General features: G+C 65.7%; 24 protein-coding genes, 1 pseudogene and 1 riboswitch. Of the genes and pseudogenes, 11 read left to right on the plus strand and 14 right to left on the minus strand.

Going from position 1 to position 23,194, the window contains the following annotated elements:
- A complete protein-coding gene (locus tag PSV33_RS13190) occupies window positions 1-825 on the minus strand; it encodes a helix-turn-helix transcriptional regulator (protein WP_300562520.1) in 825 nt (274 codons plus the stop codon).
- Between the two features lie 90 nt (window positions 826-915).
- Between PSV33_RS13190 and PSV33_RS13195 the strand changes: the two genes are divergently transcribed.
- Window positions 916-2,166 carry an MFS transporter gene (locus tag PSV33_RS13195; RefSeq protein ID WP_300562522.1) on the plus strand — a complete coding sequence of 417 codons (1,251 nt, stop codon included), beginning with the start codon at window positions 916-918 and terminating at the stop codon, window positions 2,164-2,166.
- Here PSV33_RS13195 and PSV33_RS13200 read toward each other — a convergent pair.
- The 8 genes from PSV33_RS13200 to PSV33_RS13235 form a co-directional block, all read right to left on the minus strand.
- Complete coding sequence (locus PSV33_RS13200) at window positions 2,163-3,209, minus strand: glycerophosphodiester phosphodiesterase (protein ID WP_300562524.1); 1,047 nt, start codon at window positions 3,207-3,209, stop codon at window positions 2,163-2,165. The two genes, PSV33_RS13195 and PSV33_RS13200, sit on opposite strands and share 4 nt — an antisense overlap.
- 64 nt (window positions 3,210-3,273) lie before the next feature.
- Entirely contained in the window at window positions 3,274-3,834 is a 561-nt protein-coding gene (locus PSV33_RS13205) for a DNA-3-methyladenine glycosylase (protein ID WP_300562526.1), read from the minus strand.
- Between the two features lie 23 nt (window positions 3,835-3,857).
- Window positions 3,858-4,748: a DMT family transporter gene (locus tag PSV33_RS13210; protein WP_300562528.1), complete on the minus strand. Its 891-nt coding sequence runs from the start codon at window positions 4,746-4,748 to the stop codon at window positions 3,858-3,860.
- A gap of 26 nt (window positions 4,749-4,774) precedes the next feature.
- Entirely contained in the window at window positions 4,775-5,653 is an 879-nt protein-coding gene (locus PSV33_RS13215) for a sugar phosphate isomerase/epimerase (RefSeq protein WP_300562563.1), read from the minus strand.
- Between the two features lie 129 nt (window positions 5,654-5,782).
- Complete coding sequence (locus tag PSV33_RS13220) at window positions 5,783-6,967, minus strand: dihydrodipicolinate synthase family protein (RefSeq protein ID WP_300562529.1); 1,185 nt, start codon at window positions 6,965-6,967, stop codon at window positions 5,783-5,785.
- Between the two features lie 61 nt (window positions 6,968-7,028).
- Window positions 7,029-8,192 carry a Gfo/Idh/MocA family oxidoreductase gene (locus tag PSV33_RS13225; RefSeq protein ID WP_300562531.1) on the minus strand — a complete coding sequence of 388 codons (1,164 nt, stop codon included), beginning with the start codon at window positions 8,190-8,192 and terminating at the stop codon, window positions 7,029-7,031.
- Window positions 8,193-8,302: 110 nt separating this feature from the next.
- Entirely contained in the window at window positions 8,303-9,292 is a 990-nt protein-coding gene (locus PSV33_RS13230; RefSeq protein WP_300562533.1) for a tripartite tricarboxylate transporter substrate binding protein, read from the minus strand.
- 135 nt (window positions 9,293-9,427) lie between these two features.
- Entirely contained in the window at window positions 9,428-10,087 is a 660-nt protein-coding gene (locus PSV33_RS13235) for a TetR family transcriptional regulator (protein ID WP_300562535.1), read from the minus strand.
- A gap of 143 nt (window positions 10,088-10,230) precedes the next feature.
- Between PSV33_RS13235 and PSV33_RS13240 the strand changes: the two genes are divergently transcribed.
- Entirely contained in the window at window positions 10,231-10,539 is a 309-nt protein-coding gene (locus tag PSV33_RS13240; RefSeq protein ID WP_300562537.1) for a hypothetical protein, read from the plus strand.
- Between the two features lie 177 nt (window positions 10,540-10,716).
- Window positions 10,717-12,420 (plus strand): thiamine pyrophosphate-binding protein, encoded by a 1,704-nt coding sequence (locus PSV33_RS13245; RefSeq protein ID WP_300562538.1) that lies wholly within the window; start codon window positions 10,717-10,719, stop codon window positions 12,418-12,420.
- Window positions 12,421-12,550: 130 nt separating this feature from the next.
- Here PSV33_RS13245 and PSV33_RS13250 read toward each other — a convergent pair whose 3' ends face one another.
- Complete coding sequence (locus PSV33_RS13250) at window positions 12,551-13,003, minus strand: SWIB/MDM2 domain-containing protein (protein ID WP_293594691.1); 453 nt, start codon at window positions 13,001-13,003, stop codon at window positions 12,551-12,553.
- A 401-nt stretch (window positions 13,004-13,404) separates the two neighbouring features.
- On the opposite strand from PSV33_RS13250, the gene rraA reads away from it, so the two are divergent.
- Window positions 13,405-13,944 (plus strand): ribonuclease E activity regulator RraA, encoded by a 540-nt coding sequence (rraA, locus tag PSV33_RS13255; protein ID WP_300562540.1) that lies wholly within the window; start codon window positions 13,405-13,407, stop codon window positions 13,942-13,944.
- Window positions 13,945-13,961: 17 nt separating this feature from the next.
- Here rraA and PSV33_RS13260 read toward each other — a convergent pair whose 3' ends face one another.
- Window positions 13,962-14,654: a winged helix-turn-helix domain-containing protein gene (locus tag PSV33_RS13260; protein WP_300562542.1), complete on the minus strand. Its 693-nt coding sequence runs from the start codon at window positions 14,652-14,654 to the stop codon at window positions 13,962-13,964.
- 63 nt (window positions 14,655-14,717) lie between these two features.
- On the opposite strand from PSV33_RS13260, the gene PSV33_RS13265 reads away from it, so the two are divergent.
- Together PSV33_RS13265 and PSV33_RS13270 are read left to right on the plus strand one after the other, a co-directional pair.
- A complete protein-coding gene (locus tag PSV33_RS13265) occupies window positions 14,718-15,830 on the plus strand; it encodes a cytochrome P450 (protein ID WP_300562544.1) in 1,113 nt (370 codons plus the stop codon).
- 12 nt (window positions 15,831-15,842) lie between these two features.
- On the plus strand, window positions 15,843-16,187 hold the full coding sequence (locus PSV33_RS13270; protein ID WP_300562546.1) for an antibiotic biosynthesis monooxygenase: 345 nt from the start codon (window positions 15,843-15,845) through the stop codon (window positions 16,185-16,187).
- Window positions 16,188-16,199: 12 nt separating this feature from the next.
- Here the strand turns inward: PSV33_RS13270 and PSV33_RS13275 are convergent, their stop codons facing one another.
- The 3 genes from PSV33_RS13275 to PSV33_RS13285 form a co-directional block, all read right to left on the minus strand.
- Window positions 16,200-17,018, minus strand: a complete 819-nt coding sequence (locus PSV33_RS13275; protein ID WP_300562548.1) for a sulfite exporter TauE/SafE family protein — start codon at window positions 17,016-17,018, stop codon at window positions 16,200-16,202.
- Window positions 17,019-17,341: 323 nt separating this feature from the next.
- Window positions 17,342-17,701, minus strand: a complete 360-nt coding sequence (locus tag PSV33_RS13280) for a cell division protein ZapA (protein WP_300562550.1) — start codon at window positions 17,699-17,701, stop codon at window positions 17,342-17,344.
- The gene (locus tag PSV33_RS13285) at window positions 17,698-17,958 is read right to left on the minus strand and encodes a cell division protein ZapB (protein WP_096669070.1); all 261 of its coding nucleotides are present in this window, start codon (window positions 17,956-17,958) and stop codon (window positions 17,698-17,700) included. The genes PSV33_RS13280 and PSV33_RS13285 overlap by 4 nt, the downstream gene beginning before the upstream one ends.
- Window positions 17,959-17,994: 36 nt before the next feature.
- Window positions 17,995-18,284: riboswitch (cobalamin riboswitch) on the plus strand.
- Between the two features lie 82 nt (window positions 18,285-18,366).
- Here PSV33_RS13285 and PSV33_RS13290 point away from each other — a divergent pair.
- The 5 genes and pseudogenes from PSV33_RS13290 to PSV33_RS13310 form a co-directional block, all read left to right on the plus strand.
- On the plus strand, window positions 18,367-20,211 hold the full coding sequence (locus tag PSV33_RS13290; RefSeq protein ID WP_300562551.1) for a TonB-dependent receptor: 1,845 nt from the start codon (window positions 18,367-18,369) through the stop codon (window positions 20,209-20,211).
- A gap of 19 nt (window positions 20,212-20,230) precedes the next feature.
- Complete coding sequence (locus PSV33_RS13295) at window positions 20,231-21,568, plus strand: cobyrinate a,c-diamide synthase (protein ID WP_300562553.1); 1,338 nt, start codon at window positions 20,231-20,233, stop codon at window positions 21,566-21,568.
- On the plus strand, window positions 21,565-22,365 hold the full coding sequence (locus PSV33_RS13300; protein WP_300562554.1) for a cobalamin-binding protein: 801 nt from the start codon (window positions 21,565-21,567) through the stop codon (window positions 22,363-22,365). The genes PSV33_RS13295 and PSV33_RS13300 overlap by 4 nt, the downstream gene beginning before the upstream one ends.
- A complete protein-coding gene (cobU, locus tag PSV33_RS13305) occupies window positions 22,358-22,945 on the plus strand; it encodes a bifunctional adenosylcobinamide kinase/adenosylcobinamide-phosphate guanylyltransferase (RefSeq protein WP_300562556.1) in 588 nt (195 codons plus the stop codon). Before PSV33_RS13300 ends, cobU begins: the two co-directional genes overlap by 8 nt.
- A pseudogene (locus tag PSV33_RS13310) lies at window positions 22,942-23,194 on the plus strand (ABC transporter substrate-binding protein); the annotation flags it as partial. The gene cobU and the pseudogene PSV33_RS13310, both read left to right, overlap by 4 nt.

Genomic DNA, 23,194 nt, shown 5'->3' on the forward strand with positions numbered 1-23,194 from the left:
TCAGTTTTTGTTCTGAAAATGACTCGGGGACTGGCCCATGGCGGCCTTGAACATGGCCGAAAACGCGCTGTCGCTGGCGTAACCGCTGGCGGCGGCCACCTGGCTGACGGACTGGCCGCGCGCCAGCAGGGGCAGGGCGTGGGCCAGCACGGCCTGCTGGCGCCACTGCTGGTAACTCAGGCCCAGTTCATCGCGAAACAGCCGCGCCACCGTGCGTTCGCTGGCGCCAATGTCTGCGGCCCACTCGGTCAGCGTGGCGCGTTCGGACGGTGCGCGCAGCACCGCCTCGCACAGGGCGCGCAGGCGTTTGTCGCCGGTCTGCGCATTCGGCAGGGGCACGCCCAGCGCCTGGGTGTCGGCGTGTATCAGTTCGTCCAGCACCAGGCGGGTCAGCAAGTGCTCGCGGTTCTGGTCCACCGGTCCGGCGTCGAGCGCGTGGATGGTTTCACGCAGCAGCGGCGACACCACCATCACGCGGCAAGCGTTCCAGTTCTGGGGTGTCACGCTCGCATCGATATAGAGCGTACGGAATTCAGCGGCTTCCAGGACGGTGATGTGGTGGCGCGCGCCCGGTGCAATCCAGACCGCGCGCGAGGGCGGCACGATGTAGGTGACTTCATCAGTCCTGTGGCGGCCCTGTTCCGACGTGACCTGCACGATGCCGCTGGCGCAGTAGGCCAGTTGCGCCCAGGCATGCGCATGCGGCTCGAAGTGCGTATCCACCGGCATGGCGCGCGCGCGCACGCGCACCGGCCGCTCGCGGCTGGGCGTGAAGGGGTCGGTGTCGCCGACCGGCATGAAGTGGAGCCGGGAGGTACGGGCCATGGGTTTGGCTGGTGCTGGTTTGTCTGAAAATCGCTGAAACATGGCTTTCTGTCGCATTCCAGAAGCCTGCGCCGATACTACGATGGCGCCATGAATACATCAAGCACCCTCCCGGGCCCCGGCGTTGTTCCCTTGCGCAGCGACGCCAGCGTGATTGGCCTGGTCGGGCTGGCGCACCTGATCAGCCATTTCAGCCAGCTGTTGCTGGCGCCGCTGTTCCCCTGGCTCAAGGACGAGTTCGGCGTCAGTTATGCCGAGCTCGGGTTTTTGATGACGATTTTTTTCGTGGTGTCCTGCGCTGTCCAGGCCCTGTCCGGGTTCTGGGTGGATCGCCTCGGTCCACGGCCGATTCTGTTCGCGGGACTGAGCCTGCTGGGCATCGCGGCCTTTGGTTATTCGGTCAGCACCAGCTACTGGATGATGGCCGGCTTTGCGGCGCTGGCCGGTGTCGGCAATGGCGTGTTCCACCCGGTGGACTACACGCTGCTCAACCGGAAAGTCAGTGCGCCGCGCCTGGGCCACGCCTACAGCGTGCACGGCATCACCGGCAGCCTGGGCTGGGCGCTGGCGCCGGCGCTGGTGGTGACGCTGACGTTTGCGTATTCGTGGCGGGTGGCGCTGGCGACGGCCGGCGTGCTGGCGTTTGCCGTGCTGGCCGTGCTGGTGCTCCATCGTGACAAGCTGACGATCAGGATGGCACCGCCCGTCAAGGGCGCGCCGGCGGCCGACAGCTCGCTGGGTTTTCTGAAGATCCCGGCGGTGTGGATGTGTTTTGCCTTCTTCTTCTGGTACGCGATTGTGCTCAGCGTGGTGCAGGCCTTCGCACCCGAAGCCGCGCGGCAGCTGCACGCCGTGCCGCTGGCCCTGGTGGCCATGTGCCTGACGACTTACATGGTGTGCAGCGCGGGCGGCATGGTGCTGGGCGGTTTCCTCGCGTCGGACCCGGCGCGCTGCGAGCGCATTGTGGGCGCCGGCTTCGGGTTGGCGGCGGTGGTGGCGCTGTTGCTGGCCCTGGGCAGTTTTCCGGCGTGGATGGTGCCGGTGCTGTTTGGTGCCATGGGTTTTGCCTCGGGCATCGCCGGGCCCTCGCGCGACCTGCTGGTCAAACGTTCGACACCCGACAACGCATCGGGCCGCGTCTACGGCGTGGTTTACGCGGGCCTGGACATCGGTCAGGCGGTCTCGCCGCTGATCTTCGGCGTGATGATGGACCATGGCCAGTTCCGCGGCGTGTTGCTGGGCCTGGCGTTGATGCAGGGCGTGCTGATTGCCAGCGCCTTCAATGTGCGGCGCGTGCGCCGCACGCCGCTCGGGCAGGCGCCCGGGACCGTAGCCGGCTAACGCGTCGCTGGCGCCGGTTGCGGCAGCCACAGTGGCTTGAGGCCTTTGGGTCCGAGGGCTTGAAACACCCGGTCCGGCCGATCGCTGACGATGCCGTCCACACCCAGATCCAGCATGTTGGCGATGTCGGACGGCTCATTGACCGTCCAGGCCAGGACCTTCAGGCCCAGTTCCTGCGCCTCTTTCACCTTGGCGGCGGTGAGGTCGCGGTGAAACGCAGACCAGGTGTGGCCGCCGGCCGCCTTGATCATTTTTGGAACCGACCCGTGGTCCCGGTAACGCAGCCCGGCGGTCCAGGGCGACGCCTCTGCCTGGTCGGCACCGATGTTGTCAAAGCCGCGCTGCTGCATGCTGAGGTACACGGTGGGAATGTCGGGCGCTTCCTGCTGCACGGTTTTCAGGGTGCGCCAGTCGAAGGAGAGGATGGAGGCGCGCGCGGCCAGCTTCGCGTCCCGCACAGCAGCCACCACGGCGCGCGCAAACACCTCGGGGCTGGATGTGAGCTCGGGGGCCAGCGGCGACACCTTGGTTTCAATTGCGAAACGCACCTGCGTGTTGCCCGACTTCTTCACCATCTCAAACAGGTCGGACAGGCGCGGAATCCGCGCGCCGTCGACAGGACGCTGCGCCGGATAGAGCTTCGCATACGCCGAGCCCGGCTTGATGCGCCCCACGTCGTAGCGGCCCAGCTCTTCAAAACTGAGGCTGGAAATTGCCGGGCCGTGCGAGGCAAGGAAGTTGCCGTCCGGGCCGCGGGTGATGTCCGGGTTCAGCCGGGGGTCGTGCGAGATCACCAGGACGCCGTCGCGCGTGATCGCAATGTCCAGCTCCAGCGTGGTCACGCCCAGGCTCAGCGCCAGCGCAAAGGACTCGAGGGTGTTTTCCGGCGCCAGGGCGCGCGCGCCGCGGTGGCCCTGCACGTCGATGGTGCGCTCTGCAGGCTGGGCCATCGTGGCGGCCGGCAGGCACAGGCCAGCCAGCAGCGCCAGCAGGACGGTGCCGACGCGGGTGCAGGCGTGGGGTGAAAAACGCTGGAATCTCATGTCGTCTCCTGGTGCAGGTCGGGCCGGGCATTGGCTGCGCGAGTGTAGGGCTTGTCGGGTCGTTCTAGCGAAACGGCCGGCTCAGAAAACGCGAGCCGGCCAGGCCGAAACGCCAGGGCTGGTCCACCGCTTTGGAAATGCCGATGCGCGGGCCGCTGACGACCCTGAGCTTCAGGGACGCGGGCAACAACTCGAAAGGCGGTGCGGCTACCGGCAGGCCGTTGTGCGCGTGGGTGATGCCCAGGGCCTGGCCCACGCGGCCGGGCCCGGCGCAGAGCAGCCGCACATCGTCCAGCCCGCGCCGCGCACGCATGGTGTCCAGCCCGGCCACCGGTTCGATGGCGCGTATCAGCACCCCCGCGCCGTGGCCTTCCTCGCGGCAGACCAGGTTCAGGCACCAGTGGATGCCGTAGGAGCGGTACACATAGGCATGGCCGGGCGGGCCGAACATGGCGGCGTTGCGCGCTGTCGGGCCGGCAAAGCTGTGCGAGGCCGGGTCGTCGCGGTCGTAGGCCTCGGTCTCGACGATGATCCCGCCCACGCCATCAACCAGCAGCGTGGCGCCTATCAGCCGGCGCGCGACGGCCGGTGAGGTCAGGGAGAAATCAATGGATGCGATCGGCACGGCAGCTGTTCAGGCGGGAGCGCCTATTTTGCACCGCCGACCCGGCTGCGCCGTTTCTCGCTGTGCAGCACATACAGGCCCGAGGCGATCAGCAGCGCGATGCCGCTCCAGGCCACGGTGTTGGGCACCTCGCCCCACACCGCGTAGCCCAGCACCAGCGCAAACAGCAGGCCGCTGTAGCGAAACGGTGCCACCAGCGTCATCTCGCCGTGCCGCATGCTGCTGATGATGAAGTAGTAGCCGCCGGTCAGGAATACCGAGGCCAGGCCCAGGAGCCCGAGCTCGAACAGGCCAAAGGGCTGCCAGCCCTGCAGCAGCGAACCCACGCCGGACACCACGGTGACTGCCACTGCGGTAGCCAGCGTGATCAGGATGGACGGAATGCCGGCGTGAATGCGGCGCGTCATCAGGTCGCGCGCGGCATGAAACAGCGTGCCCAGCAGGCAGACCAGCGCCCAGCTGTTGAAGCCTTGCGCACGCGGCTGGATCACCAGCAGCACACCGAGAAACCCGGCACCAACGGCCAGCCAGCGTGCGCCGCGCACACGCTCGGCCATGAACAGGGCGGCAAACACCGTCATGAACAGCGGCGCCGCCAGGTTGATGGCAGTGGCGTTGGCGATGGGCAGGTGAAACAGCGACCCCAGGTAAAGCATGGTGGCGGTCGCATCGACCAGAGCCCGGCCCGCGACCCAGCCGCGCGTGGCTTCGCGCAGGCGGGGGGTGGCGCCCAGCGCGTGGGCGACGGCCAGCACCAGCAGCACCGACATGAAGCCGCGGATGAAGATCAGCTGCGCGCCGGGCATGCTCTGGCTGGCGAACTTCACGAGAGCGTCATTGGTCACGAAGCAGCCCATGGCGCCCACCATGCAGACAATGCCGCGGCGGTTGGCGGCGGCGTGGGACAGGCTCATGCCCTGCTTATACCCCGACCATGCAGCTAGACCGCGCTGCGGTGGCGGGCGATGCAGGTGTCCAGCACCTCGGCTGAATCGCGTTGCCACCAGTTGCCGGTGGAAAATATTTCCACTTCGCTGTAGCCGGCGAAGCCCTGGGCCTCGACCCAGCCGCGGATCTTCGGGATGTCGATGACACCGTCGCCCATCATGCCGCGGTCTTCCAGCAGATCCGTGGTCGGCGTCATCCAGTCGCAGACGTGGAAGGCCATCAGCCGGTCCTTGCCCGCGCGCTGGATCTGCGCTTCAAGTTTCGGGTCCCACCAGACGTGGTACACGTCCACCGCCACCCCGAGCGCGCCGCTTCGTGATGGATCGAGTGCGTCGCAGACGTCGAGCGCCTGCTCCAGGGTGTTGATGCAGGCGCGGTCGGCCGCGTACATCGGGTGCAGCGGTTCGATGGCCAGCGGCATGTTGGCGGCCTTGGCGTATTCCAGCAGTTCGGCGATACCGTCGCTGACCTGATGGCGCGACAGTGCGATGTCCTTGTGCGCGGCTTTTCCGGCCAGCGCGCCGGGCAGACCGCCCACCACCAGCACCAGGCATGCGGCGTTGAGCTCACAGGCTTCGTCGACCGCGCGGCGGTTGTCGTCGCGTGCGGCTTTCATGCCAACCGCATCCACGGCCGGGAACATGCCGCCGCGGCAGTAGCCCGACAGTTCCAGTCCGTGGTCATTGACCAGTTTCGAGATGACCGGCAGGCCGGCGGCGGCCACCTGGTCGCGCCAGGGCGAGATCGCCCGGATGCCGCGCTGCGCGCAGGCTTCGATGATGCTGGGCAACGGCTGCTCGACACCGCGGCTTTTGCGGATGGTCGCGGTGTTGATGGAGAGCCAGCGGTGGTCAGTGGAGAAATCGCGCATGAGATGGGTACCGTGGAAACCGGGGATTTTTTCAGCGGACACGGCGGAACCGGCTTTGCCGGGCCGCCAGCGTCGCCTCTTGAGGGGGGAGGCCGCTATACGAAGTAAGTCGGCAATGGGGGTGAGCCATCATTCGATTCCGTGCAGCGCCAGCAGCGTTTTCATGCGTTGCACGGCGAGTTCGGGGTGTTCCAGCAGATTCGCCGCATCGGCCAGCCGGAACAGCTCGGCGAAGTGCTGCAGCGAACGCGTGCTTTGCTGCCCACCGACCATGGTGAAGTGGCTTTGGTGGCCGTTGAGCCAGGCCATGAACACCACACCGGTTTTGTAGAAGCGGGTAGGCGCGGCAAAGATGTGGCGCGACAGTGGCACCGTGGGGCCGAGGATGGCGTGGAATTTCTCCACGTTGCCCTGCGCCAGCTCCCCCAGCGCGGCACTCGCGGCCGGCGCAATGGCGTCGAAGATGCCCAGCAGCGCATCGCTCTGGCCGTGAAACAGCTCGCTGCCAAAGCCATCGCCGGCAATCAGCTCGGCGTAGTTGAAGTCGTCGCCGGTGTACATGCGCACGCCGGCGGGCAGGCGCCGTCGCATGGCGATTTCCTTGTCCTTGGCTAGCAGGGAGATCTTGATGCCATCAACCTTGTCGGCATGGGCGTTGATGATGCCCAGCGCGGTGTCCATGGCTTGTTCGACATGGTTGCTGCCCCAGTAGCCCGCAAGGGCCGGGTCGAACATGTCGCCCAGCCAGTGCAGCACCACGGGTTGTTTGGCCTGGCTCAGGATGCGGTCGTAGACCCGTTCGTAGTCGGCCGGTGATTGGGCGACGCGCGCCAGCGCCCGGCTGGCCATCACAATGAGTTTGCCGCCCAGCTTTTCAATGGCGGCCATCTGTTCTTCGTAACCGGCGATGACTTCATCGACGGTCTTCACGTTTTCCAGCACCAGGTGGTCGGTGCCGCAGCCCGAAGCCACGAGTGCACCGGGCATGTCTTTCGCGGCTTCCAGCGAGCGGCGGATCAGCTCCAGCGAGGTCGGCCAGTCCAGGCCCATGCCACGCTGGGCGGTGTCCATGGCTTCGGCCACACCCAGGCCCAGCGACCACAGATGGCGGCGGTAGGCGATGGTGCTATCCCAGTCGATGGCGCAGTTCACCCAGGGGTCGCTAACTGCCAGCGGGTCGGCGACGACGTGCGCGGCCGAGTAGGCGATGCGGTTGAACTTGACGCCTGCAGGAGGATGAACGGGTGGGGTGCCTTGCAGCGTGTAGGGCTGCAGGCCGCCCGCGGCAACGGGCAACTGAAGGGTTAACGCCATGAAATCACCTTTTATGTATCAAATCGGGCCCAAGCCCTTGCTGAGTATGCGCAAGCAGCTATCAAACCTGTAGCGCGGGAACGTCCACCCAGCGGCGTTCCTTCCAGCTTTCGAGCGCGGCCTCGACCAGCTGCACGCCCTTGGCGCCTTCGGGCAGGGTCCACTTGTAGGGCTCGTTTTCGACCACGTGGCGGATGAAATGCTCCCACTGGATCTTGAATCCGTTGTCGTAGGTCTGCGAGTCCGGCACTTCCTGCCATTGGTCGAAGAAATTCATCATCTGCTTCTCGTCCGGGTTCCACACCGGGCGCGGCGTGGTGACGCGGCTCTGCGCGCGGCAGGAGCTCAAACCGGCAACCGCCGAGCCATGCGTACCGTCGACGTGGAAGGTGACCAGGTCATCACGGCGCACGCGGGTGGCCCAGGACATGTTCATCTGCGCGATCACGTTCTCCCCGTTGTGGCCGATCAGCTCGGCGGTGGCGTAGGCGGCGTCGTCGGCCGTCGCCTTGTAGGGCTTGCCGGCCTCGTCCCAGCGCTCGGGGATGTGGGTCGCGCCAATGCAGGAGATGGATTTGACCTCGCCGAACAGGTTGTCCAGCACATAACGCCAGTGACACATCATGTCCAGGATCATGCCGCCACCGTCTTCGGTGCGGTAGTTCCAGCTCGGGCGCTGGATGGGCTGCAGGTCGCCTTCAAACACCCAGTAGCCGAACTCCAGGCGCACCGACAGCATCTTGCCGAAGAAGCCGGCGCGGCGCAGCATGTCGAGCTTGCGCAGGCCGGGCAGGAAGAGTTTGTCCTGCACCGCGCCATGTTTCAGGCCGGATTTTTCGGCCAGGCGCGCGATCTCGACGGCTTCGTTGAGGTTGGTGGCAATCGGCTTTTCGCAGTACACATGTTTGCCGGCACGGATCGCCTTGGCCAGCAGGGTCGGGCGCATCTGCGTGGTGCCGGCGTCGAAGAAGATGCTGTCGTCCGGGTTGGCCAGCGCCTGGTCGAGGTCGGTGCCCCAGCGTTCGATGTTCCAGGTCTTGGCCAGGGCCTCGATTTTTTCGGCGTTGCGGCCGATCAGGATCGGGTCGGGCATCACCTTGTCGCCGTTGGAGAGCGTGACGCCACCCTGTTTGCGGATCGCGACGATGGAGCGGATCAGGTGCTGGTTCATGCCCATGCGTCCGGTGACGCCGTGCATGATGATTCCTAGTCGTTGGGTGGCCATGGGGGTCCTTGTGGTGGCGGTAAAAAATGCGGCGGCCGCACCCTGGGCCCGGTGAGGATTCAGGGCGGGCCCGGCGCAGGGTCGGGCGTGGCAGTAGCGGGGGTTAAAACTCAGGGCGCGGGGGTGAGGCCGGCGGCCTTGACCAGCACGGCGTTGCTCTTGATTTCGTCTTTGATGTAGCTGTCGAACTGCTCGGGCTTCATGGTCCAGGCCTCGGCACCCAGTGCGGCAAAACGCTCCTTGACCTCGGGGGTGGCCAGGGCTTTGACCACTTCGTCGTGCAGGCGGTTGACGATGTCGCGCGGCGTCTTGGCGGGTGCCATCATGCCGATCCAGAAATTGAACTCGGAGCCAGGCACGCCGGCTTCGGCGGTGGTCGGCACCTGGGGCAGGGCACTGGCGCGTTTGGGCGAACCGACGGCCAGGGCCACCAGCTGGCCGTTTTTGATCTGCCCGATCACCGGCGCAATCGGCGAGAAGTAGTAGTCAACGCGGCCGGACATGACTTCCGTCACGGCTTCACCGGATCCCTTGAACGGGATGTTGGTGGCTTCGATTTTGGCCGCAAGCTTGAATTTCTCGGCATTCAGGTGGGTGGCGCTGCCCTGGCCGGCGGAAGCGAAGTTCATGCTGCCGGGCTTGGCGCGCGCGGCGACCAGCAGTTCCTGCAGCGTCTTGATGTTCTTGGACGGCGACATCACCAGCACATTGGGGGTGCTGGAAATCGGCGTCACGCCGGCGAAGTCACCCAGTGTGTCAAAGGGCAGCTTGGCGAAGGTGGAGGGGCTGACCGTGTGCGAGGACGAATGGATCATGATGGTGTAGCCGTCCGGTGCCGCCGTGGCCACCGCCTGCTGGCCGATGGTGCCGCTGGCGCCGCCGCGGTTGTCGATCACCAGGGTCTGGCCCATGCTCTGGCTCATCTTGTCGGCGATGGCGCGGGCAATGATGTCGGTCGTGCTGCCGGCGGCAAAGGGCACGATGACCCGGATCGGCTTGGTCGGGTAGGCGCCTTGGGCACTGGCGGCCAGGGGCGAGAACGCGGCCAGGACGGTAAGGGAAGCGAGCGAAGCCAGCGCGGCGCGGCGTGCAAAAGTCATGGTTGTCTCCTGAAGGGCATTTGGAAGAAACGGAAGTCCGGCGACTCAAACAGGCCGGAGTTTACGCCTAATTCACCATTAAGTGAATTAAGAATTGTAAGAACAATGGCGAGCGCGCGTCAACGCGGTGCCGCTTCAGTTTCTAAGGACATACCCGAGGATCACTTCACACATGTGCGACAGGCGTTCATGGCGGGCCTTGGGTGCCATCAGGTCGCGCCCGAAAATGGCCGACAGCGTGTGGTTGTTGGAGAGGTAGAAATACGCCATGCCGGCAATCGACACGTAGAGCTGCAGCGGGTCGATGCCGCCGCGAAACAGGCCTTCGGCGCGCCCGCGCTCCAGGATGTCGGCGAGCGTCTCGATCAGCGGCGAGTTGGTTTCCCGGGCCCGGCTGGACATCGCCAGATGCCGGCCCTGGTGCAGGTTTTCACTGTTGAGCAGCGTCAGGAACTCCGGATGTTCGAGGTAATACTCCCAGGTGAATTCGGTGAGCCGGCGGATCGCCTGGGCCGGCGGCATGCCCTGCAGGTGCAGTCTGGTTTCCGCCTCGCGGATGTGGGCGTAGGCCTGCTCCAGCACCGCCAGGAACAGCTCATCCTTGCTCTTGAAGTAGTAGTAGATCAGGCGCTTGTTGACGTCAGCGCGTTCGGCAATGCGGTCCACCCGCGCGCCGCCCAGGCCGTGCTGCGCAAACTCGTCGCGGGCGGCCAGCAGGATCGCCTGCTGGGAACGGTCGGCGTCGCGCGAGCGGGGTTCGGCGGGTTTGACGGTTTTGCTTTTGGGGCTTGGCATGGCGGTTAATTTAACTGTTTGGTTAATTAAGGCAAGAATTTCGGCTGCGGAGCTCATGGGCTGACAGCACTGCGCCAAGCGTACCTCCATAATGAAGCAGGGACCGGCCAGCCGCGCCGGTGCCGACATGCAAGGAGATGGTCATGACAAATTCGGACACCCCCAAAGACGGTGACTTCACACACTGGGTTGATGAGAAGGCCGAGGCGCTGAAATTCACGCTGGGCGAAAAATTTCCGGTGCCCCCGACCGAACTGCATTCACCCTCCGTGCATGTGGAGACCGGCCGGCAGAAGCTGGAAGAAGTGCTGCTCGAGCACGAGCAGCCCACGCCGGAGTTCCTGGAGGAACTGAGAGCGCTGGAAGAGGCGCCGCCGCTGAGCGAGGAAGAGCTGGCCCGCCAGGCGCTCGAAGCCGGCGGCGCCGACGGCGACAACAAAACACCGGAATAGCTGCCAGGCCGCGAGAGGTGCGGAGCACGCCGGCCAATAACCGTGGCTGGCTCTTAGTTCAAGCAGGGGCCGCGGATCTGGCTCCGCCAGTCCGCAGGCGCAGCGGCCCCCTCGGGGGGCAGGGAGCCACACGCAGTGAGCGACCGTGGGGGCCTATTCAGGCGGCACAATATCCAGATGACACAACAACTTGCCGGCCATCTTCTTGTTCAATGCCTTGTGGCCCAGGGCGTCACCCATGCTTTCGGCGTACCGGGTGAAAGTTACCTCGCGGTGCTCGACGGCTTTCATGCCTGTCGTGACCAGATCAGCTTCATCACCAACCGGCAGGAGGGCGGTGCCGCCTTCATGGCCGAAGCCCATGGCAAGCTGACCGGGCGCCCCGGCATCTGCTTCGTGACGCGCGGTCCCGGCGCCACCAACGCGTCGATTGGCGTGCACACGGCCTTCCAGGATTCCACGCCGATGATCCTGTTTGTCGGCGACGTGGCCAGCGACACGCGCGACCGCGAAGCTTTCCAGGAGCTCGACTACAGCAGCTTCTTCGGACCTTCGACCAAAGGCATGGCCAAACGTGTGGAGCGCATTGACGACGCGAGGCGCATCCCCGAGTACGTGGCGCGTGCGTTTGCAACCGCGATGAACGGGCGGCCTGGCCCGGTGGTGCTGGTGCTGCCCGAAGACATGCTGACGCAGAGTGTGGACGCCCAGCCGCTGCCGCGTGTGGAAGCGGTCGAAGCCTGGAGCGACCCCGGCTCGCTGCGCACGCTGCGTGAAATGCTGCTGCAGTCCGAGCGCCCCCTGGTGATCGCCGGCGGTGGGGGCTGGACGCCGCAGGCCGCGCAGGCGCTGCAGCGGTTTGCCGAGAACTGGTCGCTTCCGGTGGGCAATGCCTTTCGTTTCCAGGACACCTTCGACAACCACCACCCGCTGTATGCCGGTGACGTCGGTATCGGGCTGAACCCCAAGCTCGCCGCGCGCGTCAAGGAGGCCGACCTGATCCTGGCCATTGGTCCGCGCCTGGGCGAAATGACTACCGGTGGCTACACGCTGATCGAAGCGCCGCGGCCCAGGCAGAAGCTGGTGCATATCCACGCCAGCGCGGAGGAGCTCAATCGCGTGTTCCAGGCCGACCTGGCGATCAACGCCACCATGAACGCCGCAGCGCGTTCGCTGGAAGTCCTGACCGCGCCCGTCGCCGTGCCCTGGCAGGCCTGGGCCGAGTCCGCCAACGCGGACTATCTCGCCAACATCGATCCGGCCAATGGCGGCGTGGTGCTGCCCGGCAGCATCGACATGCCGGCCATCGTCGCCACCCTCAAGAAGCTGCTGCCGGAAGACGCCGTGCTGACCAACGGCGCTGGAAATTTTGCGAGCTGGGTGCACCGTTTCTTCCCGCACCACGGACTGGTCAAGGGTCTGAAAACGCAACTCGCACCCACCGTGGGCGCCATGGGTTACGGCGTGCCGGCCGGCATCGCGGCCAACATCGTGTCGGGTCGCACGGCCTTCACGATTGCCGGCGACGGCGACTTCCTCATGAACGGTCAGGAACTCGCGACAGCGGTGCAGCATGGCGCCAAAAGCATCATCGTGCTGCTCAACAACGGCATGTACGGCACCATCCGCATGCACCAGGAGCGCGAGTACCCGCGCCACGTCAGCGGCTCGCATCTGCAGAACCCCGACTTCTGCGCACTCGCGCGCGCCTACGGTTACAGCGCCACACGCATCACGCGCACCGACGAGTTCGAAGCCGCGCTGCGTCAGGCGCTGCAGGGCAAGGAAGGCGCACTGATCGAGATCATGCTGGATCCGGAAGTCATCAGCACGCGCGGCACCTTGAGCGGCATCACCCGTGTGGCGCTACAGAAAAAGTAGCTGGATGCGCAGGTCCCATAAGGGGTGCGACCCGTTTTGATTCTGAATCGGGCAAAAAAAAAGGGCCACTCACGTGGCCTTTTTGTCGGGTCGGGTCCGCCCGAAGGCAGGTCAAACCCTTTGCGTCGAGTTACTTGACGTGCTTGCCGATCAGGCCAGCCATCTCGAACATCGACACTTGCGCCTTGCCGAAAACGGCACGCAATTTTTCGTCGGCGTTGACCATGCGCTTGTTGATCTTGTCCTGCAGACCCTTGGCCTTGATGTAGACCCAGAGCTTGCGCACGATCTCGGTGCGGGGCAGCGCAGCAGCGCCAACCACGGCCGACAAGGCGGGGCTCAGCGTCAGTGGCTTCATGAAAGCTGCATTGGGCGTACGCTTTTTGGCGGGCGCTTTTTTTGCAGGGGCTTTCTTGGCCACGACCTTTTTTGCAGGGGCTTTTTTCGCCACTACTTTTTTAGCCGGTGCTTTCTTCGCAGGGGCTTTTTTCGCTGGAGCTGCTTTTTTCGCAGCTACTTTCTTTGCCGGTGCAGCTTTTTTTGCGGCTGCTTTTTTTGCCGGTGCTTTTTTTGCAGTTGCCATGATTGATTTTCCTTCTAGAAGTTGATAAATCACCAATGCAGATAACTACTCTTCACTGGCAAGGGGGATGCTACTGGAGAAAACAGCGGTTTCATAGGGAAAACGCAATTTTTTTGGGTCTGGATGTTGCAGATTTACTTCGACAGGATCCAAAACATCGCACCCCGGGCGACGCTGTGCACGCGCGAGCTCATGCCGCGGCGCTTGTTGAGGGTGAAAAAGCGGGCAGAAAAGGCTGCGCTGCGAGGCGCGGAACGTGCTCACCCAGCACCGGAGGAAGCTGGCTTAACACCGCGCCAGCACACAGCATTTGCCCCGCAAGGTTCCCGGCTGCACGGTATGCTTGCGGCAGTTTTCCTTCCGCATGTTCGCCGTCGCCCGCTCCCTGAAAGGACACCGCCATGACCAGCTCCACCACCACGCCGCGCTTTGCCACCTGCGATTTGTGCGACGCTCATAAAAACGACAGCTCGGGGCGATTTCGCGTCCTGCCCCCGGTGTTCCGGCCTTTTGGCGGTGTTTCCCGCTTCTGTGGACCGGTCGTCACTATCAAGTGTTTTGAAGACAACTCACTCGTCAAGGCCGCAGTCGATGGCAGCGGTCTGGTGGAAACACCCTTGGGCCGCGTGCCCGCCGTGCTGGTGGTTGATGGAGGCGCCTCGCTGCGCCGCGCGCTGCTGGGTGGCAACCTTGGTGCCGCGGCTGCAAAAAACGGCTGGGCGGGGGTGGTGATCGACGGCTGTGTGCGCGATGTCGCCGAACTCGCGCAGTGCCAGGTCGGCATACGCGCGCTGGCTTCGATACCCCTGCCTACTGAAAAACGTAATGAAGGGCAGGCCGGCGTGGCGGTCCAGATCCAGGGCGTGTGGGTGTACCCCGGCGACTGGCTGTACGCCGACGAGGACGGCATCGTCGTGATGCCGACGCCGCTGCAGGCCTGAGCGTTCGGGAAGTAGTTTCAGCCGGGCAGCTTGAGGCCCAGGCGGCTGAAGCGCGCGACGCCCTCCGTCGTGACCTGCACCACGCGCGAATGTTTTTTTCGCGTGATCCAGCCTTGCTGCGTGAAGTGGCTTGCCAGCGCCGCTCCGAGCGCGCCGCCCAGGTGGTCCCGGCGTTCCGACCAGTCCAGGCAGGTGCAGGCGAACTGGCGGCGCCTGCTGCGCAGCTCGGGCAGGTCCAGACCCAGGGTCCGCAGGGCTTTTTCGCCCGCTGCCGTCACCAGCAACTTCCGCGCATCACCGGTGTCGCCCTCCAGCCAGCGCCTGCGCAGCAGCATGGCCAGCAAGCCGGTGCCCAGGCTGCCGGCGAGGTGGTCGTAGCAGAAGCGGGCATGGCGTATCGGTTCAACCCCCGCCTCGGGCTTGTCGCTTTTTCGTTTCGGCGCCACACGCATCAGCGACTCGACCAGCTGCGCCACCTCTTCGGAGGCAAAGCGGAAATACTTGTGGCGGCCCTGCGCGGTGGCGGCCAGCAGGCCGTCATCGAGCAGGCGCTGCAGGTGAGTGGTGGCCGTCCCTGGCGCGATGCCTGCGCCCAGTGCGAGTTCCTTGGCTGTCAGCGCGCGGCCTTCCATCAGCAGCACCAGCATGCGGATGCGGCTGGCGTCGCCGATGGTGGCGGCGATGCGGGTGATGTCGGGTTCAGCGGGCATGGTTCGATGTTAGCCAAACTGTTGGCGCTGGACAAGGACGGCGCCGCTGGGGACACTGGGGCCATGTCTTTTTCCCATGATGCCGCCGCTGAGTCCGCCTTTCCCCGTGACGCCGTGGAGGCGGTAACCCACCCCGACCCCTATCCCTTCTACCGCCACCTGCGGCAGGAGCGCCCGCTGTTTTTCGACACCCGCCTCGGCCTCTGGGTGGCCAGCAGCCATGCCGCCGTCAGCGCGGCATTGGTCCATCCGGCGCTGCGTGTGCGCCCGCCGGCCGAGCCGGTGCCGCGGGCACTGCAAGGCGGGGCAGCCGGCGCGGTCTTCGCGCAACTGGTGCGCATGACGGACGGTGACTTCCACGCGGTCCACAAGCCCGAGGTGGAGCGGGCGGCCCGGCGCTGGACGCTGGCCGACGTGGCATGCGCTGCAGAAGACGCCGCACGCGACCTGCGGCCACGCCTGCCGGTCAATGATTTCACTGCCGCTTTGCCGGTGCAGACCATGGCACGGCTGATCGGTGTGCCAGAAGGACAACGCGAGGCGACCTGTCGCTGGGCCGCGCAGTTCACGCAGGGCATTGCGCCCGGCGCCGATACGCAGACCGTGGCGTTGGCCGACGAGGCGGCCGCGGCTCTCATGGCGCAGGGCCGGGCGCTGGGCCTGCCTGCGGCGCAGGCTGCCAATCGCATCGCCTTCATGCAGCAGGCCCTCGATGCGGGCAGGGGCCTGCTCGGCCATGTGGCGCTGCAGCTCGCGCGGGACGCGCAACAGGCGGCCACCGCCGACGCATCACCAGAAGCCATGCGCGCCCTGGTGTGCGAGGTCGAGCGCTGGGCCGCGCCCATCCAGAACACCCGACGTTTCGCGGCCGAAGCGCTGACACTGCTGGGCCAGCCGATAGCGGCGGGCCAGGCCCTGCTGCTGGTGCTGGCCAGCGCCAACCGCGACGAAACCTTCAACACGCAGCCCGACCGTTTTGATGTACACCGTGAGGGCGGCCGGAGCGTCGGTTTCGGCGCCGGTCCTCATGCCTGCCCCGGCGCTGCAATTGCTATTGAAATCGTAGCTGCCAGCGCACGTTGGCTAAGGGCTTCTGGCCAATTTGATGCTTATTTCGGGCGCTGCACCGGGTTCCGGCCGCTGCCCAATGCCCGCATTCCTGTTTTTGAACAATGAAGGAGACGTTCCATGGTGTCGGTTATTTTTGAAGTCTGGCCCGATCCGGCGCACCGCGAGGGTTACCTGAACTGGGCCGCCGAGCTCAAGGCAGAGTTGCTGAAGATGGAGGGGTTCATCTCGATCGAACGCTTCCAGAGCCTGAGCGAGCCCGACAAGCTGCTGTCGCTGCAGTTCTGGCGCGACGAAGCCTGCCTGCAGGCCTGGCGCAACCTGGAGGCGCACCGCGCCGCGCAGGCGGCCGGAAGGTCCACCATGTTCAGGGACTACCGGCTGCGGATTGCCGAGGTGATCCGCGACTACGGCTTGAAGGAGCGGGACGAAGCGCCGGCCGATTCACGCCAGGCGCATGGCTGATGGCCTGTGGGGCTACAGGCTGCTCAGGCCCTTCCAGAGCATGTAGGCTGCCAGCACATACAGGATGCTGGCAAACACGCGCTTGAGCTTGCTCACGGGCAGCTTGTGCGCGAGCCTGGCGCCCACCGGTGCGACGAAAAAGCTGCTGATCGCAATCACCACCAGCGCCGGCAGCCAGATGTAGCCGAAGGAAGCGGGGGGCAGGCCCTGCACCGACTGCCCGCTGATCACGTAACCGAGCACATTGGCCACGGCAATCGGAAAGCCCAGCGCGGCCGAGGTGGCCACCGCGTTGTGGATGGCGACGTTGCACCAGGTCATGAACGGCACGCTGATGAAGCCGCCGCCGGCGCCCACCAGCCCCGACAGGAAACCGATGCCGCCGCCGGCTGCAAACTGGCCGGCCGCGCCCGGCATCTGGCGTGTGGGCTTGGGCTTCTTGTCCAGAAACATCTGGGTCGCCGAGAAGCTCACAAACAGGCCGAAGAAGATGGCCAGGTAGGAGCCCTTGAGCAGGGCAAACACGCCCAGGCTGCCGATGATGCTGCCCACCACGATGCCCGGGGCCAGGCGCCTGACGATGTCCCAGCGCACCGCGCCGCGTTTGTGGTGGGCTCGCACGCTGGAGATGGAGGTGAAGATGATGGTGGCCATCGAGGTGGCGATCGCCATCTTGACGGCCAGGTCTGGCGTCACGCCGCGCTGCGCCATGATGATGGTGATGAAGGGCACCATTAGCATCCCGCCGCCTATGCCCAGCAGGCCCGCGAGAAAGCCGGTGCCGACGCCCAGCAGGGCAAGTTCAAGAATGAGCAGGGGTTCGAAGGTCATGCGGGGTAAGGGCAGGCGCTCGCCGGGGCAAGCGGGTTGGACGGGTGGACGGCGGGCGTGGCAACGGGTAAAAAGAGGTGTCTGCGAATACCACCGGACCGTCATCCTGAACCAGGGTTCAGGTGGGCGAGGGCAGTCAGGTTTCGGGTTCGTCTGACGCGAGACGATCACGCCTGCCTGACAATTTACCAAGCCCGTGCTCTAAGAGCATTGGTACAAGGAAATATAAAGCCCGGTGCGTACCGCAGACGCTTTGATTGTAGGCGTTTGGCGCGCGCCGCGCTGGCGTGGGGGCGACGATCGCCCGCCGCTGATGGACCGCTTTACAGCAGGCGGCCGTCCACGCCCAGCGCGTTGTCCAGGCGTTGCAGCAGGGCCGTGAGCTGCGGCTGCGCTTCGGCTTCGGCCGCCGACACGGCCGCGCCGCTCGCTCTGACCGGGGCGGTGGCCGGCGCGCTGTGCGCCGCCTTCAGCGCATTGGCCTCCAGCTCGGACAGTTCGAAAGCCAGGTTCAGCGCGGCCAGCACGGCGATGCGGTCACGTGCCTTGATTTTTCCGGCGTCGCGGATCTTGCACATCGCCGCATCGACCTTTTCCACCGCGTCGAGCAGCCTGGCCTCGCCGCCCTCGGGGCAGCCGAGCAGGTAGCTCTGGCCCATGATCTGTACGTCAAGCTGTTTCATGAATCCGATCCCACGGGTGTCCTGCCATGGGCCGGACCGGCCGCCGACATCGGGGCCGAGGAATCCGGCAGGCGTTCGAGCAGGGCATCAACCCGGGCGCGGGCGGCACTCAGGCGCGAGCGCAGCGAATCGCGCTCTTGCGTCAACTCATGCACCTGCTCGGTGAGCAGGGCATTGGTGCGCTGCAACTCCTCGTAGCGCAGGAGGAGCCGCTCGACGCGTTCGGCGATCTGGTCGATGTGGGTAGGGTTCGACATGTCAGCGCCGATTGTAGGGTTTGCACAGTTCTGGCGCGTAGAATCTTGCCTGTTGGTGCTCGCGGTGTGGTTCACACGCTGCAGTTCAACGGGAAGCAGGAGGGAATCAAGGCCATCCGCACCGGGTCAGCCCGGGCCGATTGCGCCGAGATTTTTAACCTGCGCTGCCCCCGCAACGGTAAAACGGACGAATGCCTGCCCCCTGATTCAGACTCGGGCACATTCAGCTTTCATCATCAGCCACTGAGCGTTCTGAACACGCGCTTGGGAAGGCGATGAGAGCAGTTCCGTCAGCCCGGATACCGGCCAACAAGGTGAACGCGCGCGTCCTTCATTGGACCGGGCGTTTTTAACGCTCATGCACTGGCGGGGAAGCCGGTGAGGGCCTTTTGTTGAATGTTTCTCCTCATGAAAACCTGTGTATTACATGCACGCTCCGCCACGCTTTCGCTGATGGTCGCTGCCGCATGGCCTGCTTTTTCCCAAACCGCTTCATCCCCGCAACTGCGGGAGACCGTGGTCACCGCGACACGCACGGCGCAACCGCTGTCCGACCTGCTCGCCGACGTGACGGTGGTCGACCGCGACACCATCGAACGCAGCGGCGCCGCCGGGCTGGCCGATGTGCTGGCGCGTTTGCCGGGCGTCGAGTTCCAGCGCAACGGCGGACCCGGCACCACCACCGGCGTGTTCCTGCGCGGTTCGGAATCGCGCTTCACGGCGGTGTACATCGACGGCGTGCGCATCGACTCGCAGGCCACCGGCGGCGCGGCCTGGGAAAGCATTCCGCTCGGCCAGATCGACCGCATTGAAGTCCTGCGCGGGCCGGCGGCCGCGGTATACGGCTCCGATGCACTGGGCGGCGTCGTGCAGATCTTCACGAAACGCGGGGAGGGCCCGTTTGCGCCCTTTGTCGGCATCGGGTTTGGCTCGCACGGCACACGCAAGGCCGACGCCGGCTTCAGTGGTTCGCAAGGCGCCTTTGACTATTCGATCGGTCTGGCCGATGAAAGCAGTGATGGCTTCAATTCGCGCACAGCCGCCGGGCAGAACCCCGATCTCGACGGTTACCGCAGCCGCTCGGCCAACGCCAAGCTGGGTTTCCAGCTCAACCGCGCGCACCGGCTGGAGGCCTCCGTGCTGTCCAACGATGTCAACTCCCAGTACGACAGCGCCAGCACGCGCGACGACCGCAACCTGCGCGAACTGAACACGCTGGGCCTGAACTGGCAGGCACGCTGGACAGAAGCCTACAGCACCCGGCTGAGCATTTCCGATTCGCGCGACCGTTACCAGACGACACCCTCGCCGTACCTGACGGTGACCGACCTGCGCAGCTACCTGCTGCACAACGAGCTGCGCCTGGGTACCCATCTGTTCACGGCGGCTCTGGAGCGCAAGGAAGACCACCTGCAGAACGCGCCGATAGACCGCGGCCGCTCGCAGGACGCGCTGGCACTGGGCTATGGCTGGAAAAGCGGGCCGCACGCGGTCCAGCTCAATGTGCGGCACGACGACGACAGCGAGTTCGGCGTGAAGAACACCGGCAGCGCCGGCTACGGATTTGCCATCACGCCGCAGTGGCGCGTCACGGCATCAACCGCCACGGCTTTCCGTGCGCCCACGCTGTACCACCGCTTCAGCATCTATGGCGTTTCCACGCTGCAGCCTGAAAGCAGCCGCAACCAGGAGCTCGGCTTGCGTTATGAGGACGGCGCCAGCAGCTTTGGCATCGTGGCCTACCAGAACAAGGTGTCCAACCTGATCACGTTCACCACCGGCTCCGGCCCCTGTACCAACGGCCGCGCGCCGGTGGCGCTGGCGAACCGGGCCTGCTACAGCAACACCGCGCAGGCAGAGTATTCCGGGGTCACCTTGACGGGCGGCTACAAGCTCGGCAACACCCGCCTGTCGGCGTCGCTTGATCTGCAGAACCCGCGTGATCTCGGTACCGGCCGGACCCTGGCGCGGCGTGCCCGCCAGCATGCCGTGCTGGCGGCCGACACGCGTGTGGGGCCCTGGTCGCTGGGCGCGGAGGCGCAGCTCTCGGGACGTCGCAATGACAGTGCCACCAATACCGTGGTGCTGGGGGGCTACGGCCTGATCAACCTGAGCGCGAGCACCCTGGTGGCCCGCGACTGGACCTTCCTGGCCCGCGTCGATAATCTGGCCGACAAATCCTATGAGCTGGCCCAGGCCTACGCGACCGGAGGCCGTACGCTGTACGTCGGGCTGAAATGGGCCCCCCTGTAAACAACTTGAAGGGCCGCCCATGACCGAACCCGTCCGCTGTCCCGCGGTCCTCATCGCCGCCCCCGCTTCCGGCCAGGGCAAGACCACGGTCGCCTGCGCGCTGGCGCGCCTGCACACGCGCCAGGGACGGCGGGTGCGGGTCTTCAAGTGTGGGCCGGATTTTCTCGACCCCTACTGGCTGGCGCTGGCCAGCGGCGCGCCGGTGCACCAGCTCGACCTGTGGATGACCGGCGAGGACGACTGCGCCCGGCGCCTGCAGAGCGCTGCCCAGGAGGCCGACCTCATCATTGTCGAAGGCGTGATGGGGTTGTTCGACGGGCAGCCGAGCGCGGCCGATCTGGCGCAGCGTTTCGGCCTACCGGTGCTGGCCGTCATCGACGCCGGCGCCATGGCCGGCACCTTCGGTGCGCTGGCCTGGGGCCTGCAGCACTACCGGGACGGCCTGCGTTTTGCCGGCGTGCTGGCCAACCGGGTGGCCTCCGACGGCCATGCCCTGATGCTCGAGGAAAGCCTGCGTGAGCCGGATCACTGGCTGGGCGCCCTGATGCGCAGCAGCGCCATGACGCTGCCCGAGCGGCACCTGGGCCTGGTGATGTCCGATGAACTCGGCGACGCCATGCAGCGTCTGGACGCAGCGGCCGATGCGCTGGCCGCCACCCCGTTGGGGCAGATGAACGGGGACGACCTGCAGGCCTGGGCGGTTCCCTTCAAGGCACCGGATCTGTCGGGGTTTCCGGCCGGTGCACTGGAGGGCCGCACGGTGGCCGTGGCGCGTGATGCGGCGTTCTGCTTCATCTACGCGGCCAATCTCGATTGCCTGCGCGAGCTCGGCGCGCAACTGGTGTTTTTTTCACCGCTGGCCGACGCCGCCCTGCCGGACTGCGACGCGCTCTGGCTGCCCGGCGGTTACCCCGAACTGCATCTGGAGGCCTTGGCGGTCAACAGCGCCATGAAGGACAGCCTGGCTGCGCATGTGCGCTCCGGCAAGCCTGTCTGGGCCGAGTGCGGCGGCATGATGGCGCTGTTTGAGGCATTGCACACCGTCGATGGCCAACGCCACGCGATGTGGGGTGTGCTGCCCGGCAGCGTCAGCATGCAAAAACGCCTGGCCGCGCTGGGCCCGCAGCAGCTGGGTGTGGCCGGCGGCACCCTGCGCGGCCACACCTTCCACTACTCGACCTGCACCACACCGCTGCAGCCCGCCACCCGCACCGAAGCGGCGCCGGGGCGCCAGTTGCGCGGCGAGGGGGAGGCGCTGTATGTCACGGGGTCTGTGCGGGCCAGTTATTTCCACGCCTGGTTCGCCTCCTGCCCGGCCGCGACCGCCCGGCTTTTTTCAGCAGAGCCGCAGCCATGAACTACGGCCCGCAGCGCATTGTCTGCATGACCGAGGAAACCACCGAGTGGCTGTACTTGCTCGGGGAAGAGAGCCGCATCGTCGGCATCTCGGGCTATACAGTGCGGCCGCCGCGAGCCCGTGCCGAGAAGCCCCGCGTCAGCGCTTTCACCAGCGCCAAAATCGACAAGATCCTGGCGCTCCAACCCGACTGCGTGTTCGGCTTTTCGGACCTGCAGGCCGACATTGCGGCTGAGCTGATCCGCAAGGGCGTGCAGGTCACAGTGTTCAACCAGCGCAGCATCGCGGAAATTTTCTCGATGATGTACCAGGTCGCGGCCATGGTCGGGCAGGGCGAGCGCGGCCTGCAGCTGATGCAGGCCATGCAGGACAGGCTGGCCGCCATCGCCCAGGTGGCGGCCGGCCTCAGGCGGCGGCCCCGCGTGTTTTTTGAAGAGTGGGACGAGCCGCACATCAGCGCCATCGCCTGGGTCTCCGCGCTGCTGGGTGTGGCCGGTGGCGACGACTGTTTTCCGGAACTGGCGCGCATGCCCATGGGCAGGGACCGCATCATTGCCGATGGCGCGCAGATCGTTGCGCGCAACCCGGACATCATCATCGGCTCCTGGTGCGGCAAGAAGTTCAGGCCCGAAAAAGTTGCGGCGCGCCCCGGTTGGGAAAATATCAACGCCGTCAAAAACGGGCAGCTGTTCGAGATCAAGTCGGCGGACATCCTGCAGCCCGGGCCGGCCGCGCTGACCGACGGGGTGGAGCAGCTGCACCGCATCGTTCTGGACTGGAGTGCGACCCATGAATAACGTCTCCATGGTTCGCAGCGAACTGATCCTCGGCGGCCAGCGCAGCGGCAAGTCGCGCCGTGCCGAAAGGCTGGCGCAGGGCTGGCTCGCGCAGTCCCCCGCACACTGTGCGGTGCTGATCGCCACCGGCCAGCCCTGGGACGAGGAAATGCGTGAACGCATTGCGCGCCATCAGCAGGACAGGGCCGAGCGGGTACCCGGCATGTCCACCGTCGAGGAGCCGCTGCAGCTTGCGCAGGCCATCACGACGCACAGCAACCCGCAGACCTTGCTGGTGGTGGACTGCCTGACATTGTGGCTCACCAACTGGCTCATGCCGGCCGACATTTCAAAGGAAAATATGGTTGCAGCCCAATACCCACAAGCGCAGACAGCTATGCTTTTGGAAGCAATCGAAAGCTGCCCCGGGCCGCTTGTGCTGGTCGGCAACGAGATCGGGCTGGGTGTGATTCCGCTCGGGCGCGAGGTGCGCGCCTTTGTCGATGCGCTGGGCCGGCTCAACCAGGAGATGGCGCAGGCCTGTGAGCGAGTCACCCTGATGGCCGCCGGTTTGCCGCTGACGCTCAAGGGCTCGCCATGAAACAGGCCCTGTTGTTTCTGCTACTGACGGCTTGCGCCGCCGTGGCGCCAGTCCGCGCCCTGCAGCTGACCGATGACCGCGGTGTCAGCGTGAGCTTCGTGCAAAGCCCGCAGCGCATTGTCAGCCTGCTGCCTTCCCTGACGGAGAGTGTCTGCGCGATGGACCAGTGCCAGCGCTTGGTCGGTGTGGACCGTTATTCGAATTACCCGGCCAGCGTGCGCAGCCTGCCGGTGCTGGGCGGCGGGCTGG

It is taken from the genome of Polaromonas sp., from assembly GCF_029945895.1.
Lineage (GTDB): Bacteria > Pseudomonadota > Gammaproteobacteria > Burkholderiales > Burkholderiaceae_C > Polaromonas.